At 45.7% G+C, this 17,702-nt stretch carries 19 protein-coding genes; 13 read left to right on the forward strand and 6 right to left on the reverse strand.

Annotated elements, in window-relative coordinates:
• The first annotated feature begins 241 nt into the window (after window positions 1-241).
• Window positions 242-598, forward strand: a complete 357-nt coding sequence (locus Q4Q49_RS09305) for a glutaredoxin family protein (RefSeq protein ID WP_107947090.1) — start codon at window positions 242-244, stop codon at window positions 596-598.
• A 182-nt stretch (window positions 599-780) separates the two neighbouring features.
• On the opposite strand, the gene Q4Q49_RS09310 is transcribed toward Q4Q49_RS09305, so the two are convergent.
• Window positions 781-1,470 carry an energy-coupling factor ABC transporter permease gene (locus Q4Q49_RS09310; RefSeq protein WP_107404795.1) on the reverse strand — a complete coding sequence of 230 codons (690 nt, stop codon included), beginning with the start codon at window positions 1,468-1,470 and terminating at the stop codon, window positions 781-783.
• Window positions 1,471-1,602: 132 nt separating this feature from the next.
• On the opposite strand from Q4Q49_RS09310, the gene Q4Q49_RS09315 reads away from it, so the two are divergent.
• Window positions 1,603-2,064, forward strand: coding sequence for a hypothetical protein (locus Q4Q49_RS09315; RefSeq protein WP_011846514.1), 462 nt, complete (start codon window positions 1,603-1,605; stop codon window positions 2,062-2,064).
• A gap of 164 nt (window positions 2,065-2,228) precedes the next feature.
• On the opposite strand, the gene Q4Q49_RS09320 is transcribed toward Q4Q49_RS09315, so the two are convergent.
• The 4 genes from Q4Q49_RS09320 to Q4Q49_RS09335 are packed head-to-tail and all read right to left on the reverse strand — an operon-like array spanning window position 2,229 to window position 7,628.
• Window positions 2,229-2,408, reverse strand: coding sequence for a Trm112 family protein (locus Q4Q49_RS09320; protein WP_006081200.1), 180 nt, complete (start codon window positions 2,406-2,408; stop codon window positions 2,229-2,231).
• Complete coding sequence (gene lpxK / locus Q4Q49_RS09325) at window positions 2,395-3,414, reverse strand: tetraacyldisaccharide 4'-kinase (protein ID WP_311999210.1); 1,020 nt, start codon at window positions 3,412-3,414, stop codon at window positions 2,395-2,397. The genes Q4Q49_RS09320 and lpxK overlap by 14 nt, the downstream gene beginning before the upstream one ends.
• Window positions 3,415-5,223: a lipid A export permease/ATP-binding protein MsbA gene (gene msbA, locus Q4Q49_RS09330; RefSeq protein ID WP_311999211.1), complete on the reverse strand. Its 1,809-nt coding sequence runs from the start codon at window positions 5,221-5,223 to the stop codon at window positions 3,415-3,417.
• A 32-nt stretch (window positions 5,224-5,255) separates the two neighbouring features.
• Window positions 5,256-7,628, reverse strand: coding sequence for a DNA internalization-related competence protein ComEC/Rec2 (locus Q4Q49_RS09335; protein ID WP_311999212.1), 2,373 nt, complete (start codon window positions 7,626-7,628; stop codon window positions 5,256-5,258).
• Between the two features lie 32 nt (window positions 7,629-7,660).
• Here Q4Q49_RS09335 and Q4Q49_RS09340 point away from each other — a divergent pair, with 32 nt between their 5' ends.
• The 6 genes from Q4Q49_RS09340 (at window position 7,661) to Q4Q49_RS09365 (ending at window position 11,767) form a co-directional block, all read left to right on the forward strand.
• Window positions 7,661-8,170 carry a DUF2062 domain-containing protein gene (locus tag Q4Q49_RS09340; RefSeq protein ID WP_311989420.1) on the forward strand — a complete coding sequence of 170 codons (510 nt, stop codon included), beginning with the start codon at window positions 7,661-7,663 and terminating at the stop codon, window positions 8,168-8,170.
• A 344-nt stretch (window positions 8,171-8,514) separates the two neighbouring features.
• Window positions 8,515-9,687, forward strand: a complete 1,173-nt coding sequence (locus Q4Q49_RS09345; RefSeq protein ID WP_261272660.1) for an NnrS family protein — start codon at window positions 8,515-8,517, stop codon at window positions 9,685-9,687.
• A 138-nt stretch (window positions 9,688-9,825) separates the two neighbouring features.
• Window positions 9,826-10,230, forward strand: a complete 405-nt coding sequence (locus Q4Q49_RS09350) for a phosphate-starvation-inducible protein PsiE (protein WP_106650194.1) — start codon at window positions 9,826-9,828, stop codon at window positions 10,228-10,230.
• 158 nt (window positions 10,231-10,388) lie between these two features.
• Window positions 10,389-10,691: a PilZ domain-containing protein gene (locus Q4Q49_RS09355; RefSeq protein WP_106650193.1), complete on the forward strand. Its 303-nt coding sequence runs from the start codon at window positions 10,389-10,391 to the stop codon at window positions 10,689-10,691.
• A gap of 76 nt (window positions 10,692-10,767) precedes the next feature.
• A complete protein-coding gene (locus Q4Q49_RS09360; RefSeq protein ID WP_106650192.1) occupies window positions 10,768-11,436 on the forward strand; it encodes an AAA family ATPase in 669 nt (222 codons plus the stop codon).
• Entirely contained in the window at window positions 11,423-11,767 is a 345-nt protein-coding gene (locus Q4Q49_RS09365; RefSeq protein WP_106650191.1) for a ribbon-helix-helix domain-containing protein, read from the forward strand. The genes Q4Q49_RS09360 and Q4Q49_RS09365 overlap by 14 nt, the downstream gene beginning before the upstream one ends.
• Window positions 11,768-11,917: 150 nt before the next feature.
• Here Q4Q49_RS09365 and Q4Q49_RS09370 read toward each other — a convergent pair whose 3' ends face one another.
• On the reverse strand, window positions 11,918-12,160 hold the full coding sequence (locus Q4Q49_RS09370) for a YecH family metal-binding protein (RefSeq protein ID WP_106650190.1): 243 nt from the start codon (window positions 12,158-12,160) through the stop codon (window positions 11,918-11,920).
• A gap of 128 nt (window positions 12,161-12,288) precedes the next feature.
• Here Q4Q49_RS09370 and Q4Q49_RS09375 point away from each other — a divergent pair, with 128 nt between their 5' ends.
• The 5 genes from Q4Q49_RS09375 (at window position 12,289) to Q4Q49_RS09395 (ending at window position 17,626) form a co-directional block, all read left to right on the forward strand.
• Window positions 12,289-13,986, forward strand: a complete 1,698-nt coding sequence (locus Q4Q49_RS09375) for a sensor histidine kinase (protein WP_311999213.1) — start codon at window positions 12,289-12,291, stop codon at window positions 13,984-13,986.
• Window positions 13,983-14,693 (forward strand): two-component system response regulator BtsR, encoded by a 711-nt coding sequence (gene btsR / locus Q4Q49_RS09380; protein ID WP_259511579.1) that lies wholly within the window; start codon window positions 13,983-13,985, stop codon window positions 14,691-14,693. The genes Q4Q49_RS09375 and btsR overlap by 4 nt, the downstream gene beginning before the upstream one ends.
• A 197-nt stretch (window positions 14,694-14,890) precedes the next feature.
• Complete coding sequence (locus Q4Q49_RS09385) at window positions 14,891-16,354, forward strand: carbon starvation protein A (RefSeq protein ID WP_006087427.1); 1,464 nt, start codon at window positions 14,891-14,893, stop codon at window positions 16,352-16,354.
• Window positions 16,355-16,533: 179 nt separating this feature from the next.
• Entirely contained in the window at window positions 16,534-16,917 is a 384-nt protein-coding gene (locus tag Q4Q49_RS09390; protein ID WP_011846505.1) for a VF530 family DNA-binding protein, read from the forward strand.
• Window positions 16,918-17,167: 250 nt separating this feature from the next.
• Window positions 17,168-17,626: a FlxA-like family protein gene (locus Q4Q49_RS09395; protein WP_006087425.1), complete on the forward strand. Its 459-nt coding sequence runs from the start codon at window positions 17,168-17,170 to the stop codon at window positions 17,624-17,626.
• Window positions 17,627-17,702 lie beyond the last annotated feature (76 nt).

The following is a 17,702-nucleotide window of genomic DNA, read 5'->3' on the forward strand; positions in this document are numbered from 1 at the left end:
AAGCGCATATCTAATTGTTACCGCTAAGCGAAAACGCTGTCCTTGTCGCCAAAGAATCTTCTACCTGTTAATCCACACTAAAATGTTGGCCGCGCTTTGTACCATAGGTTACACTCTGCGGCCTTTATGTAACTGGGATCGCAAGCTCGAATCGCTAAATCTCAGTTTCGTCGCACATTTGCGACGGCGCCATTGACACACGAATCACTTTTCAACACACATTATTATTGAGGTCACTGACATGTTTATCATTCGCTGGATTTTAGGCAGGATCATTCTGTTTTTAAACTTCGTATTTAGCCCTAAAAAGCGCCAACGTCCACTGGCAGAGCAACAACAGATTGATACTCAAACTCAAGCATTGGCCCTGTATCAGTATCCAGCTTGCCCATTTTGCGTAAAAGTCCGCCGTGCAATGCGCCGTCAGGGACTCAATATAGTGACTCTCGACGCTAAAAAAGCGCCACACAAAGATGAGCTCGTCGCCCAAGGTGGCAAACAGCAAGTGCCTTGTCTGCGCATTGAAGAAAACGGCCAAGTACAGTGGTTGTATGAATCTAAAGAAATCATTAACTACTTAGACCAACGCTTCGCCTAAATCGCGGTGCAACAGTCTGTGTAAATCTCCAAATAAGTGCGCCCAGTACCTTTTTAATGAACTGTTTAATCGACTTTTCAATGGACTTCCCAATGAACTTTACAATGGGTTTTCCGTTGAAATATCGAGGTTTCGGGCGCAGTTCTTTTATTAGATTGTTTTATCGCATTCTTTTATCACATCTACTTACGCCACAAATATTCTCGGTCGGAATAATCAAATAACCACTGGGGTTGATACACCACCAATAGCGTTACCGCCATACCATTAAGCAATGCCTCGGGGAACGCCAGCAAAGGGATTAGCATCAAGTAGTCATCCACTAACACATTCCAATCGTAATCCGCTGCAGACCACAACCACATCGCCCAACTCAATTGATGAAACACAGTTGAAAGACCCGCATTGATAAAACCGCCGACGAAGATAAACACGAAAATGTGTTTAGGAAATAAATGGTAACTGCGACTGTATAAAACAAAACACAGGAACAGCGGCACAGCCATAGCGAACAGACTAAAAGCCCCAAAATCAGCGGGCTGTTTTAGTACAAAAAGACTAAAAAAAGCGCTGGGCAACAGTAATGCCACAGTCGCAAGACGCCAACCGAACATCAGCATACAGGTCACTATCCCTAGAAAATGCAGATGCAACCCAGTTTGAATACTGGCATTTAACGACCACAGCGCATTGACGCCCACCAGCGTCAGTAACAAGCGTAACTGCAGGTTTTTATCCCGTCGGATCTGTGCCAACTCGTCTTTTGGCCATATTGCATAAAGCCATAACGCCAAGAGCATAAGGCATATGCCTTGAGTCAGGCTCATATCCCACTCGATTTGCGCCCATTTATTCGACCAAAACGCCAACATTAATCGCCCATCCTTAATCCATTGCGCCAATAGAGTCATACTCAGTCCATGAAGATGCCATAAATCCATGAACTTTAGGGTCATATTAAGGTATTCTGCTGTCAGTTAATAACCTAAGAGTTAAATTTGATTATGCCGCTTCGATACCTCAGCCTTGCCATCTTAAGTTGTTTCTCGCTCATCGCCTGTAGCAGTGCCCCCATCGATCCTAGTGAACTTGCCGGAAAATTACGGGATAAGTTAACCACAGATATTAAAGCCGATGGCCTTAAACTCTTCAGCTACACAGCGCGGCTGGTCGATGATAAATCTAACATGGGTGATGCAGACCGCCCTTTCCCGCACGATGCCCGCGTACGTAGCATGCAAGATCCCCGTGAACAACGTCGCGCGATGCAAGATCTACAGGACTCATTAGAAGTTTGGGGACGACAAGTCGAATTAGGTTTAACGAAAACCCTTGAAATGACAGGTTATTGCCGCGAAGGTTATATCGAATTGAGTCGGATTATCGAACCCGGGCGAGGCGAAATTCGTGGTGAATGCCAAGAAGGCGCGACCAATGCCGATAAACAGAAATTTGTGAACTATTAGCGAAGGTTTGAGTAACTCAAATTTGCGTGGCTAAGGTCTGAGCATTGAAAAAACGCAAGATTGGATAAGCACTGTTAATCGGCTAAAAATAGCGAAAACAATAATAAGAGAAGCTCCAAAAGGTAAGTATGCGCGTATTGGACAATACGCGCATTCACATCACACTAGACTGATTCAGTCAGTGGCACAGCACGATTTTCTAATAACACAGGGATACCTTCAGTGATCGGATAGGCCAGCTTATCTGCCTTACAAATCAACTGCTGCGTCGTTTTATCATACTCAAGTTTTCCCTTACACACAGGGCAAGCCACTATATCTAACAATTTTTTATCGAATGCCATGGAAGTTTCCTTGTTTAGCTGCAGCCACCTCGCGAAGACGCGCGAGCAGCTGCTCATCAAATTGTGGGGATAGCTTGGCATTGACCGCCAAATACCACCAGTTCTCTTGTGCAAAATCGCGACATTTAACCGCATCTTTTTCTGTCATCAACAGCGGCAAGTCTTGGGCTAAATCACGTAATTGGGTTTTATCGTAGGCTTGATGGTCATCAAAACCCTGGCATAGCGCCAGTTGATAACCTTGGGCGCGCAGCGATTCAAAAAAACGCGCAGGGTTACCAATACCCGCCATTGCAACCAACGGCTGAGATTTATCGAAACTGTATTGACCTGAGGTCACATCGCATTTAACGGGCTTCACTTCCGTAGGGGCCAGTTGCATTTCGAACTGCCCTTTTGCTGCTGGGCCGCCATTACTGACGATAAAATCCACGGCATCGAGACGCCACGCGCCTTCACGCAGCGGACCTGCCGGTAACAACAAGCCATTACCTAAACCGCGTTGACCATCAATCACCACCAGCTCGATATCGCGCCCCAACGCATAGTGCTGCAGCCCATCGTCGCAGATGATAACATCGACACCAAACTCAGCAATAAGCGCATTGGCCGCATCGACGCGTTTAGCGCCAACTACCATAGGCACTTGAGTGCGCGCCACTATCATAGCTGGTTCATCACCCACCTCTGCTGCACTCGCACCTAAATTAACCGTTTTAACGCCTTGAATATCAACGCCGTAACCACGACTGATCACACCGGGTGTAAACCCATGCTGGCGCAATAATTCAATCAGATAAATCACGGTTGGCGTCTTACCGCTGCCACCGACGGTAATATTACCGACAACGATGACAGGCACAGGCATTACCGTTTGTGATTTGATCCCGAGGCGAAACAAGGCGCGGCGCACATAAGTGATAACCGCGAATAGCCAAGATAAAGGTAACAAGATCCATCGCAGTGGATGGCTCTGATACCAGATTTTATTCACTAAGGCCTGCATCTAACTACCAAATTGCATTTGGTACAATTTGGCGTACATGCCATCTAATTCCAATAGCGACTGGTGCGTCCCACGCTCGACGATACGTCCCTGATCAACCACTAGAATTTGATCGGCACTCTCGATAGTCGACAACCTGTGGGCGATCACTACTGAGGTGCGGTTTTGTCTGAGGTTATCTAAGCCTTTTTGAATCGCTTTTTCCGACTCAGTATCTAATGCCGAGGTCGCTTCATCGAGGATCAACACAGGCGCATCACGCAACATAGCGCGCGCAATCGCAATCCGCTGTCTTTGGCCGCCGGACAATAACACGCCATTTTCACCCACTTGGGTATCAAGGCCTTGGTGCAGCTGATCAATAAACTCCATCGCATAGGCCAAGGTCGCCGCTTCGATAATCTGCTCACGCGTCGCTTCACCCGGATAGGCGTAGGCGATGTTGTTAGCAATCGTATCGTTGAATAAGGTCACCTGCTGCGATACCAGAGCCACTTGATTACGCAGCGATTTTAGCGAGTAATCGTAGATGCTGACATCATCGAGCAAAATGTCGCCGGATTCGAGCCCCGTATAAAAACGGGTTACTAGACTGGCAATAGTCGACTTACCAGAGCCAGAACGACCGACTAGCGCTAGGGTTTGACCCGGTTTAACTTCAAAATCGACATCTTCCAGCGCTCGACGATCTTGGCTGTCATAGCTAAAACAGACCTTATCGAAACGTAGATGACCCTTAGCGCGCTCGACGGTATAAGTGCCTGTGTCAGACTCAGGCAGCGTATCCAGTAATTCAAATACTGTGGTACAAGCTGCAATACCCCGTTGGAATTCGGCGTTCACTCGGGTTAAGTTTTTGATGGGTTGCAACATGGCCATCATAGCGCCAAGAATTGTCGCGAAGGTACCGGCGGTGAGATCGGCTTTCATGCTGTCTAAGCTTGCCGCATAAAGCACAAAGGCTAAGGCGAATGAGCCGATAATCATGATCAACGGCTGGCTAATAGCTTGAGCCACAGCTAACTTCATATTTTGATGGCGGTTTTGATCGTTCACTTTAGCAAAACGGGTAGCTTCGGTTTCTTGTCCACCAAAAGCCAATACGTTTTTATGGCCCTTAATCATTTGCTCAGTCGTAGCACTTACACCACCCATAGCGGTTTGAATTTGCTTAGAAACTTTACGGAAACGACGACTGACCACAGTAATGACCATGCCCATAATCGGCCCGATCACTAAGATACACAGGGATAACTTCCAAGAGTTATAGAACATCAGTGCCAGCATACCCAATACAGTTACACTGTCGCGGACGATAGAAATCAAAGCGCTACCCGATGCTCTGGCAATTTGCTCAGTATCGAAGGTGACTTTTGAAATCAAGTTACCGGTATTTTCCTTGTCCATGTAACTGACTGGCAGGCTCAGATAATGCTCAAACACTTGCTGACGCATGTCCATGATCAAACGTGCACTCATATATGAAATGCCGTAGGTCGAGACAAAGTTGGCAAAACCGCGCAGTGTAAACATGACGATAACCACAAGCGGCGCCATCATCAGCACATCGTTGTTCGCGTGGAAACCTTCACTGGTTGGCAATGCTATGCCGTTGGTGACCGCAGCGGGTGCGCCGCCGGAAAAACCCTTATCAATAAAGGGGCCGATGAAAGCGATAAAGGCGGCATCGACGAGACCATAAATAATTAATCCCGCAACTGAAAGCATAAACATGCCTTTCATCTGTTTTATATAGCCCAGTAATCGTTTGAAAACTGTCCACATTTCGTCTTTAGGAGATGTTGTCATTGATAACACTAAATTATGGCAAAGTAGCCATTCTACTCTGGATTAATCAAGTCACCAAATCTAAACAGAGAGTTGTACCAAAATGGCGCTAAATCACCACGATAGGTCTTTACCTCTAACTCAGGCTGCTGAAAAATCACACTAATCTGCCCTTCTGTCCCTGTGGTCAAACTCCTTATCTCTCGTCGCTGATACCGTTCAACCACAGTAGATTTAGGAAAACCATAACGATTAGCAAAACCCGCAGGGAAAAGCACTAACTTAGGGGCTACGGCATCGATAAAGGCCTCTGTCGACGAGGTTTTGCTGCCATGGTGCGGCGCCACCAGCACGTCGCTTTGTAACTCGTTTCGGTCACTTAGATCACCGTTCACACTTAGATCACCGCTCACACTCAGCTCACGGCTTATACTTAATTCACGACTTAATAGTGCCGCTTCGGTTTGTTTTTCAATGTCCCCGGTGAGTAGCAGACTTTGCAAGCCATCATCGATGCGTACCACACAGGAGCCATTATTTCCCGCCAACACTTGAGGCGGTGAGAGTAAGTTAAAGCTCAACCCTTGCCATTGAATTTGCCTTGGGCGGCAATCTTGGCCGCTAAAGCCTGCCACATCTGTGATCACCCAAGCCTTAGGATAAGCCTCAATCAAGACAGGCGCGCCGCCTGCATGATCGTTATCGCTATGGCTGATAACAATATAGTCAATCTCTTGAATACCTTTGGCTTTTAGGAAAGGTAATATCACTCGCTCCGCATAACTGAAATCATCACCAAAGGCGGCGCCCGTGTCATAGATGACTCCCCTGCCATTTTTTTCAATCACCACGGCTAAACCTTGGCCCACATCGAGTAAATGCATGGCCCATCGATGGGTTTGCACGGGAGACCACAGCGTCATACAAAAAAGTAATACGGGCATAAACAACAAACTCAATAGGCTTAGCCAAGCAATATTGTTTTTATGCTTAGGCACATAGCGCCATAACACACCACCAACGAACGTGCAGACTCCTAAGGCTAATAGGCTGTCAGAGAGTGCTAACCAATGAGCGGGTAAGTGCTGACTGATATCGAGTAACTGCGCATAGGGCGATAAACTCCAATCACTGAGGCGAAGCAGTCCCAACCAAGAGAACCCAAACGTAGTTCCAAGCCACCAGCAGACAAATCCCGCCATTGCTAAGGGGATCACTACAAAGCTAAACCAAGGAACTGCCAAGATGTTCATCCACAAACTGTGTACACTCACGCCGCCAAAGAGTGCCGCTTGCAGTAATCCAAGCCCGAGACTCAAGCGCCATTGGATTGCCCAAAACTGTATCATCCCTGTGCGTAAACGCGCCCCTCGACTCGACGCTGGGGTAAATGCCCTTGGTTGGACTTCTAAAGTGTATAAGATGATGCCTAAGGCACAAAACGACAGCCAAAATCCCGCACTTAAACAAGCGAGCGGATCAAGCAGCAATACAATGAACAGGGCAAATAACAAGCGCTCCCACGCGGTAGAAAATCGCTTTAATAAACTCAACAGCATTAACAGCAGAATCATCACCAATGCCCGCTGAGTCGAAATACCAAAGCCAGCAAGATAGGCATAAAATGCGGCGCCTATGCCCGCAGCGACTAAAGCAAGGGTGATATTACGTCGACTTTGATGTGGCACTAAGTGACTCAATCCAAACAAAAAGCATGTGTAAATCCATGCTGCGACGACTGAGAGATGCAAGCCGGAGATCGCCACTAAATGACCCGTACCCGTCTGCCGTAGTGCTTGCCAACGTGCTTTTGTGATCAACTGCTTATCACCCATAAGCAAGGCGAGTAAAATATCACCTTGCGGCAAAGAGGCTAATTCAGGCGTCAATGCGCTTATCAGCTCGTTACGCAGTGAAGGTGAAACCTCCAGTAAATGTGCCTCAATCACTCGCCCTTTACCGACAACATGTTGGCTGATTAATTGTTTCTGCTCATTGTAGCCACCTTGATTTAACACGCTAGCAATGCGCTTAGGCATCAAGGTAAACTGCCAAACCTGACCGACATCGACTTCTGGCGGATCTTTCCACGTGAGTCGCAATTTTGCATTTAGCCCTAAGATTAAATTTGGTTTAATGACCGATATATCCAAACTTAGCCAGTCGCTGTTTTGACTAACTAGTGATATGATTTCGCCCCTAACCTGTATAGGTTGTTGTAACACTGGAAGATCCTGCCTAGATAATCCTAAGCAAAAACCAGTTAGCCATGCCATTGCAAAAAGTGCACCTGCACAAACAGGGACTTTTCGGTATAAAATTAGCGCCCCAACAACAAGGTAGGGTATGTAACTGACTGGCGGCAGCGAAGGCCACAACATCGCTGATAACAAGATGGCACTAAAGCCAAACATGAATCGATTCATAGTGAATTAAGTTAAGACAGCAATTTCAGCCTATGCCAAAAAAATTAATCAAAAGATTTATGCCTAAGCCTGAAACCTTGCGTGAGCATAAACACTTACGCATGTTTGGACGCTTATTACATAATCCCAATTTGTGGGCGCTAAATCGCAAATCCGCTCCTGGCGCATTCGCAGTGGGATTATTTGTCGCCTGGATCCCTATGCCATTTCAGATGGTAGTGGCTGCGGCTTTTGCCATTCTATTTAACGTTAATATTCCCGTTTCTGTCGCATTAGTCTGGATAACCAATCCCTTAACTATGCCAGTGATGTTTTATGGCGCGTATTTACTCGGCGCTAAGATACTCGGCCATGCGCCGCAAGATTTTGCCTTCGAAGCCAGTTGGCAATGGATTGAAGCCTCCCTTGCCACCATAGGTCCGGCGTTTTTACTGGGATGCCTTGTGCTCGGGGTAATTTTTTCCGCAGTGGGTTATTTATTGATTACTAATCTGTGGAAATATTCGATTATGTTTAAGTGGCAAAAACGTAAGAATAAATAACCTCGCCTTTCCCACCGCTTATGCTGATGCAGTTTTAGCCAAAAGCTAATTAACCTTAGTAACAGTATAAGCGGTTCAATATCTTAGCTTATTCTTCATGACCTAATGTGCCCCCAAATCGCTCTTCTTCCACTCGCTTTACATCCTGTCGTTTTAACGTCTGTCGCGCGCTCACTCCTTTCACGCTAGAGATTGTCGTTTCTCATGTTGAGCGCCATCTGTGCAGACTAGATTGCGTCTTAAACAGACGCCGCACCAGGAATACTCATATTGGGATATATACATTCATTTTAATTGCAGCTTAAAATATCCGACAGATTTAGTCAGATACTCAAGAGCCAATTATGTTGAATATTGATGAGCCCGCACATTTACAACCACAAATCGCCTTATTCAGATTAGGCTTTCGGCCTTTTTTCCTGTTTGCGAGTTTATTCAGCGTATTGGCATTAGGGATCTGGGGAGGATTTCTTTCAGGGATCAATCTGTTGCCGCAATCCGTTAATCCACTTTGGTGGCACGGTCACGAAATGATTTTCGGATTTGTCTGCGCCGTCGTCGCTGGCTTTTTATTAACGGCGGTGCAAAACTGGACGGGCCAAGCTGGGATTAAAGGAGTTGGGTTGTTGGGGTTATTCAGTCTGTGGTTATTGCCACGGCTATTATTACTCATGCCGGTAGCGATTCCCTTTACGCTCATCATGTTTATCGACTTACTATTTTTGCCGCTAACGGCGTTAATACTTGCCAAAGCCGTGATCCGCGTTCGTCAATGGCGCAATTTTGTATTCATCCCCATTCTCACCTTGCTCACCCTGATGAATGCACTGAGTTACTACGGCGTACTAACAAATCAATTTGAATGGATAAACATAGGCTTATATGGTGCAGTTGCGTTAATCAGCATCATAGTCGCACTCTTAGGTGGCCGAGTGATCCCTTTTTTCACCGAGCGCGCAACACAATGGCAGCGTCAAACTGCGATTCCAGTGCTCGAATGGCTGAGCTTTATCAGTCTCTTTGGATTAGTCATTAGCTTGATCCTACAAGAGCAAATATTGCTCCGTAGTATGGCAGGGATTGCGAGTATCGTTTTACTGCTGCGCTGGCATCGCTGGGGTTGGCATGCCTGCTGGCGCGTACCTTTGCTCTGGTCGCTGCATCTTAGCTATGTGTGTATCCCAATTGGTTTAGCACTGATTAGCTTGGGTTTCCCCTTATCCGTTGGTATGCACGCGATAACGGTTGGTGGGTTAGCTGGGATGATTTTAGCTATGATGGCGCGGGTTTCGTTAGGCCATACGGGCCGAACACTGCAACCGCCAAGCATAATGAAGTATGCCTTTGGCTTAATCCTGCTTGCGGCAGTGTTTCGAGTATTAGCAGGGATAATCCCGCTATGGTCGGCATCATTACTGCTGGCCGCCATAACATCTTGGGTCATCGCCTTCGGCTGTTTCTGTATCTGCTATGGGCCTATGTTGTGCCAAGCCAGAATTGATGGTCGACCTGGTTAGGACATGTTAATACTGAATTTGGCACTTAAATGTAGATTGAACATATCTGTGAATTAAGTCACACAGCATAACTGCGCTTTTCCCTACAAGCTGATTTTTACTGTTACTATTTAAAAAAACATCAAGTAGGGAATGCCCATGCCATTTTATCACCAATATGGTTCTAAGAGCCTCAAAGCTGTAGAACACTTAGTTCTGTTTATTATTGCCATTGCCACTATCGTCGCGATAGGCCAAGAAATTGTGCATATTGTCTCTGTCCGTATGGTTGCACTAGCGGATTTACTCCTGTTATTTATTTTCCTAGAAGTCTTAGCCATGGTGGCGAACTACTATGAATCAGGTAAGTTACCCGTGCGTATGCCACTGTATATCGCAATTGTGGCCTTAGCTCGTTACCTCATTTTAGATATGAAGAGTATGGAAGATTGGCGTATTGCCGCGATATCACTGTCGACGTTAATTTTAGCGGCAACTGTGATCGTCATTCGTTGGGGTCAATTAAAAATGCCCTATCCGAAAAACCAAGAATACGACAATTAATCAAGCACCTGAGTTGGTGCTATTGAAGACGAATTCAATAGCACCTGCTGTCCTCCTTTTAAAACTATTATCAAAGACCTAGCTTTCACATTGGTATTCTGCCAAAAAGCAATTATGCTAGTTTTACTGAGATCAATAATTTACGGGGCAATTGAGTTATGGGTGACCATACTACTGGTTTTGAAGAAAAACGCACATCACTGCGAGTGGACATGGAAGCGGAGCGTGTCGTCTTACATTGGATTGATGCACAAGGCATAAAGCAAACCGATGAAGGCGTGTGTATCGACTTAGCCAGACGCGGTATTTTATTCGATTATAAACGTCCCTTTGCACTGGGCGAACTCATCGAAGTGACCTTTAATCCCGATTCCACCCAGCAAAATACCGTCAAAGGACAAGTCTGCCGCTGCGCAAAATGCCACGACCAAAGCTATCACATTGCCATGCAACTGCTTTAATTTAACTTAAATTTCGCAGGTTTAATGGGTCTGTTCTACACTCAATGAATTGAACGATTCATGAAGGGGCGTCACTATGATCTTGCTGGTAGGTGGTGAAAAAGGTGGTAGCGGAAAAAGTTGCCTCGCTCAAAATCTTGCCGTTTATATCAAGCAAAAATTTCAAGCAAACGTCCTTATGGTCGATTGTGATCCCCAGCGCACCACTTCAGATTGGATCCAAGCGAGAAATAATGATCCTAGTCTGCCCAGCATTAATTGCATTCAGCTTTATGGCAAAATTCGCAATGATTTACTCAGCCTCAATGAGCGTTTTGATTACGTGATTGTAGACTGTGGTGGTCAGGATAACTTGGCTATGCGCGCAGCCATGTCGGTAGCCACTTATGTTGTGATCCCCCTCAGACCCAAAAGACGCGATCTTAAAACATTACCCCACATGGAAGACATGCTCAGCACTTGTAAGATGGTGAATCCTAAAATGATCGCCACCATAGTGCTAACCCAATGCCCTGCGCTTCCTACACAATTTAAGCGTATTTTAGAGGCTAAAGATGTGGTGCAATCCTTTGGATTAAGAGTGTTGAACTCCGTCACCTTTTGTCGAAATATTTATGATGACAGTGAAGAAAAAGGCTCCTCTGTGGTCGAAATCGAACCCGATGGAAAAGCCGCCGATGAGATCCGCGCTATAGCGGATGAATTATTTGCTATGCCACCAGAAAATAGCTATGAGCTTAACTGATCTTAAACGTAAGAAACCTAAGCAAATCATCAAGCCGGTTTCTGTCGATGATTTCATTGAAGATGCCAATAACTACGCCTTAGGTAAGGCGAGTTTATTAGCCGCGGCTCAGACTCAAGCGACAGTTAAGGGCTTAGATAAAAAGTCGACTAAGATGTATCGCCACGCGACTTTTACCCTGACAGAAAAGAGTATTGCCCAGCTCGATGACTTATCGAAATCCACCAGCATTGCAAAATCTCGCTTGCTGCGTATTTTAATCCATGAGTTTAGCCAACTCACACCCGCGCAGCAGAACCAAATTGCCAATAAACGCCACGACGAAACCTAAACTTCTAAGCCGATAAAGCCAAACGGTAATATTCGGTCACGCTCAATGTCTTTCTATGAGCAAACGTCTCCACACTCTAATGATTTTGTATTACGCATCTGTTCTCTTAAACAGTTACGCGATTGCCAAAATATGTATAGCCACAATCTATTAATGCTCACACTTTCTCCCCGCGGCCAGTTCAATGCCTTGGGGCGTTTCATGGAACTTACCTTTCGCTACGAGTAACTGAATTAATGCTTCAGCGCTAAGATCGGCGGCACTACAGGTGTGGTATCGAGCCGCAAAGCCAAACTTTTGTCCCATTAGGGATAATAATTCAGGCTTTATAATAGCGGTACCTTGCGCTACCATCAGCGCCATAACATCATGACCGTGAACAGAATTGGACATATGTCCTCCTAAAGATGCAATATTATTGTTCTTTATATCCTAACGGTTAAATTTGAACCCTGATCTCGCGCACAGACTTTCTAATTGATACCACTGCGCTGACATCTGTGACGATAATGTGAGCCATTATGTCCTTGATCCTATTATTGACCCAACAGATGTCGCTGTACTTAGTGATCGTTTACTTAGTCAGTAAAACGCCGCTGTTTAAACTGTTTGCCGAAACCTCCCCTCGTCTGCCGCATAAGATTTTTATGTATCTGATTTTTTCGAGTTTCTGCATCATGGCCACCTATTTTGGTGAGCAAACATCAGGCGCTATTGCCAACACCCGTGCTATGGGCGCTGTATTAGGTGGATTATTAGGCGGCCCAGTTACTGGTTTTCTGGTAGGACTAACCGGTGGCCTTCACCGCTACAGTATGGGCGGCTTTACGGAAATAGCCTGCGCCATTTCCACCACCTTAGAAGGCTTATCCGCAGGGATGATAAGCTTCTACTTAAGACGTGCGGGTAAAAGTGAGCTTATCTACAATCCATTACTCGTTTGCCTAGTGACTTTTTATGCCGAAATGATGCAAATGAGCATCATCTTACTGGTCGCCCGCCCCTTCGATGATGCGTGGGAATTAGTGCGTCAAATCGCGCCGCCCATGTTGTTAGTCAATTCCGTAGGAGCGGCACTCTTTATGAGCATGATCCGCGACCAAAAAACCATGTTCGATAAACTTTCCTCCAGTTTTTCAACTAAAGCATTAAAGATAGCCGAACGCAGTGTCGGACTCCTATCCAAAGGATTTAACGAAGAAAGCAGCAGCCGTGTCGCCAAAATCGTCATAGAAGAAACCAATGTGGGCGCAGTGGCCATAACTGATAGAGAAAAACTGTTAGCTTTTATTGGTATAGGTGCCGATCATCATCTGCCTGGCACGCCAATTTCTTCCAAGATCACCTTAGAGGCGATTAATCAAAATAAAGTCATGTTCGCCGATGGCGTTGAAATGCCCTACTCATGTTCTATTTCAAGCAACTGCCGCTTAGGGTCGAGTCTGGTGATCCCACTGCGCAGTGATACCGAAGTCATTGGCACCATCAAACTCTATGAGCCAAAGAATAAGCTTTTTTTGAATATTAACCGCACCTTAGGTGAAGGTATTGCCCGTCTGTTATCGAACCAAATTCTTTATGGCCGATTTGAGCAGCAGCAAAATCTGCTGACTCAAGCCGAATTGAAATTACTGCAAGCGCAGGTTAATCCGCACTTTCTGTTCAATGCACTCAATACCATTAGCGCGATAATCAAGCGCGATCCCGATATGTCTAAGCAGTTGCTGCAGCAGTTATCGCAGTTTTTACGGATTAATTTAAAACGAACGACAGGTTTAGTGACGCTCGGGGATGAGCTAGATCACATCGCGTCCTATCTCACCATTGAAAAAGCGCGTTTTATTGATAAATTACAAGTCAGTATCGCGATACCTGAATCACTCTACCACTGCAAAGTACCGGCCTTTACCCTGCAGCCGATTATTGAGAATGCGGTAAAGCACGGTACTTCGCACATGATAGAGCAAGGGCAGATTAAAGTGACGGGCAAGCTCGAAAATGATGTGTTGGAATTAGAAATCACAGACAATGCCGGATTATATCAACCCGTTGAGGGCTCTGAAGGCCTAGGGATGAACTTAGTGCATAAACGCATTCAAAATATTTTTGGCGAGCAATATGGTGTCACTGTGGAATGCGAAGCCGATGAATTGACTCGTGTCACCATAAGATTACCCATAGAAAACCCTGAGATATCCAATATGGACACCCGCACGTGATCACTTGTTTAATTGTTGATGATGAACTGTTTGCTCGTGAAGAATTAGCCGATCTTTTGGGGCAAGAACACGACATTGAAATTGTTGGTCAATGCGCTAATGCCATTGAGGCGTTGCAAAGCATAGCAAAAGACAAACCTCAGTTAATTTTTCTCGATATCCAAATGCCGCGCATTTCCGGCATGGAACTTATCGCTATGCTCGACCCCGATAACATGCCAAAAATTGTGTTTGTTACCGCTTACGACGAATTTGCCGTCAAGGCCTTCGATAACCATGCCTTCGATTATTTGCTTAAACCGATAGATGCCGAGAGACTCAGTAAAACCCTCACTCGGGTGCGTAAAAATCTGACGCCTCAAATCATGGATCCCATTACCCCAAAGCGTCTGGAACATATTCCCTGTTACAGCGGCAATAAACTCAAGGTGATTGCCATCCAAGATGTGGAATATGTGTTCAGTGATTTAAGCGGCATCCATGTGGCCAGTACGAAAGGCAAAGTCCATACCCAATTGACCTTAAAAGTGTTTGAAGAAAAAACCCTACTGGTGCGCTGCCATCGGCAGTATTTGATTTCACCTAAGGCGATTGCCGAAATTGAGCTGTTAGACACGGGCGCCGAAGTCACCACCCACTCAGGGGATAAAGTGCCCGTCTCACGGCGTTATCTTAAGAGCCTTAAACAGTTGTTCGGCTTCCAATAACTCAAGCAAAAAGCCATCTTAGCGGGTATTTTTAGTCACAAGATGACCAACAACACCCGCCGTTAACATACGATTGCAACCACTCAAGCCCACCTATTACCGCTCACCCTGCATTTTCGACCACTCATTGAGATTGCGAAGTTTTATATCAACAACTTGTTTACACTCGCCAGAACTCAAATGGGGAGATAACAAAAATGATGTGGTTCCTACTCTGTGTCGGTCTGCTGATCGGCGGCTACTTTATCTATGGCGCCTTTGTCGAGAAAGTCTTCGGCATTAACGCTAATCGTCAAACACCTGCTTTCGCTCAAACTGATGGCGTCGACTTTGTGCCTATGTCTAAGGGTAAAGTCTATTTAATTCAATTATTAAACATCGCAGGCGTAGGCCCAATCTTTGGTCCTATCTTAGGTGCGCTCTATGGTCCTGCAGCTATGTTGTGGATTGTGGTTGGTTGTATCTTTGCGGGTGCCGTGCATGACTACTTTTCTGGCATGTTGTCAGTACGTAACGGTGGCCAATCTGTGCCAAACCTTGCGGGTAAATATTTAGGAAAGAGTGCCAAACACTTTATGAACGTGTTTGCTATCGTGCTGCTACTGCTGGTTGGTGTGGTCTTTATCTCAGCACCTGCAGGTTTACTGGGCAAGCTTACCGGTTGGGACGTGAGCATTTTCGTAGGCATTATCTTCGTCTACTACCTGATCGCAACTGTGGTACCAGTCGATAAGATTATCGGTCGTTTATACCCCTTCTTCGGCGCTTTATTATTTTTCATGTCGTTCGGTCTGGCTTTCGCGATTATCCTATCAAGCGAGCACACCTTACTGCCGAACGTACAAGCGGGCGATTTCTTCCAAAACTTAAACCCAAATGACATGCCACTTTGGCCTGCGTTATTTATCACCATCGCCTGTGGCGCGGTATCGGGTTTCCATGCAACTCAATCACCATTAATGGCACGCTGCGTTGAAAACGAAACCAATGGTCGCTTCGTCTTCTTTGGTGCCATGATTGGCGAAGGCATTATTGCGCTGCTTTGGTGTGCGATTGCATTATCTTACTTCGGCGGTGTGGAAGGCTTAAGTGCGGGCATGTCAGGTAACCCTGCCAACGTCGTCTATGAGGCTTCGACTGGACTGTTAGGCGCTGTCGGTGGCTTTATGGCTATCCTAGGTGTAATTATCCTGCCGATTACTTCAGGTGATACGGCTTTCCGCTCTGCGCGTTTGATTCTGGCTGAATTTTTCAACATGCCACAAATCTCACTGCCAAAACGCTTAGTGTTAGCCCTCCCACTGTTTGTTATCGGCGGTATGTTGACTCAAGTGGATTTTGGTGTCATTTGGCGCTACTTCGGTGTAGCAAACCAAACTACTGCGGTATTAATGCTGTGGACGGCTTCGGCTTACCTGTTACGCCATAACAAACTGCATTGGATTGCGACTATTCCTGCGATGTTTATGACCACAGTGGTCATCACCTTCCTGCTGAACTCGTCAACCTTAGGTGCAGGCTTACCGATGACGGTATCAACCATAGCGGGCGTGGTCACCACCTTAGTGATTACAGCGCTGTTGATTGTTAAAACCAAAGGTAAAGGTGAGATTGATTTACCGGTAGAAACTGAGCTTAAAGAAACAGTCAAAGACTCATAAAACAGTCCGAATGACCAAGCTAAAACAGGCGCTTTATTGCGCCTGTTTTGATCATACAGCTACATCAATAATAGCTATCGCAGGTTTACGCTAGCAAGGTATTCAGGCTTGACTCGATACCATTGCACACTGTATCAGGCATACAAAACTGCTATACTCCCGCCATAGCACACTGCAACATGCATAATATGAATCAATCGAATAACCCGCTCCACGGCATTAAACTGGAAACGATCATCACTTACTTAGTCGAGAAATACGGCTGGGAAGAATTAGGTGAGAGAATTAATATCCGCTGTTTTACCCACGATCCCAGTATCAAATCCAGTTTACGTTTTTTAAGAAAAACAGAGTGGGCGCGGGATAAAGTCGAATATCTTTATTTAAGAGCCAACAAATTACCGTTACCGCCACCTAAAGCAGAAGCGAGTCAAGCCGCTAAGAAGCCTGCGGCAAAAATCGCGACTAAAAAGCCTACTCAAACCGCTCCCGAAAAGCCGGCTAAAAGTGATAAACCCAGCTCAGATGGCACAGTAAACAGTCATATTTGGGGCAATAATTAATCCTCGCCTCTGCTGCCATAAAACGTAAACAGCCCTAGAATAAGGGCTGTATTGTCGTGATGAATCTATTACTAATCGATTTTCACGGATCTATTTGCGGCGAATAGCGCTCACTTATCGATTTTGAACCAATAGCTTGCACACTTTTTAGCTGAACAACCCAAAATTGCTTCAGTTTTCAAATCTATGGCCGATACCGACTGTTATAGTGACTTGAGTATCAACGCAGTTTGCATCAATGGAGTGTTAAATGAACATTAATGGAATAAACAGTAGCGCAACTGGCTCAGCTTTCACCGCCATATCAAGCGCATATATCGCAGCGACACCAGCCGCAACACAAACAGCGAATAGTGAGTCCGCTGACTCACAAGATAGCCAAGACACTGTCTCCATTTCTAATGCGGGCCGCGCAGCTTTATCCGCAGATGTGGGCGCAACCTTAAGAGACAAAGCCTCAGCCAAAAAGAATGAAGTCGACAATGCCTCATCAGAAGAACCCATGACGTTAATTGATCAGCAGATCCAAAAAATAAAAGAGCAAATCAAGGCACTCCAAGAAATGTTGGCCAAGCTTGAAAATGATGACTCAGAGACCGCAGATCAGCAACGTAAGATGATCCAAGAACAAATAATGCAGCTGAGTAGTCAGATAGCAACCTTGACTGAGAAGAAGATGCGCGAAGCCCAAAAAAAGGAATCGGCTTAAATTAAGCGGTGATAATCCTGTGCTAAGTTAACCCATGTTCACAACATCGACATGTTCAAGCGGTTTATATATTCAA

The sequence above is a fragment of the Shewanella sp. SP1S1-7 genome, from assembly GCF_031932105.1.
Lineage (GTDB): Bacteria > Pseudomonadota > Gammaproteobacteria > Enterobacterales > Shewanellaceae > Shewanella > Shewanella baltica.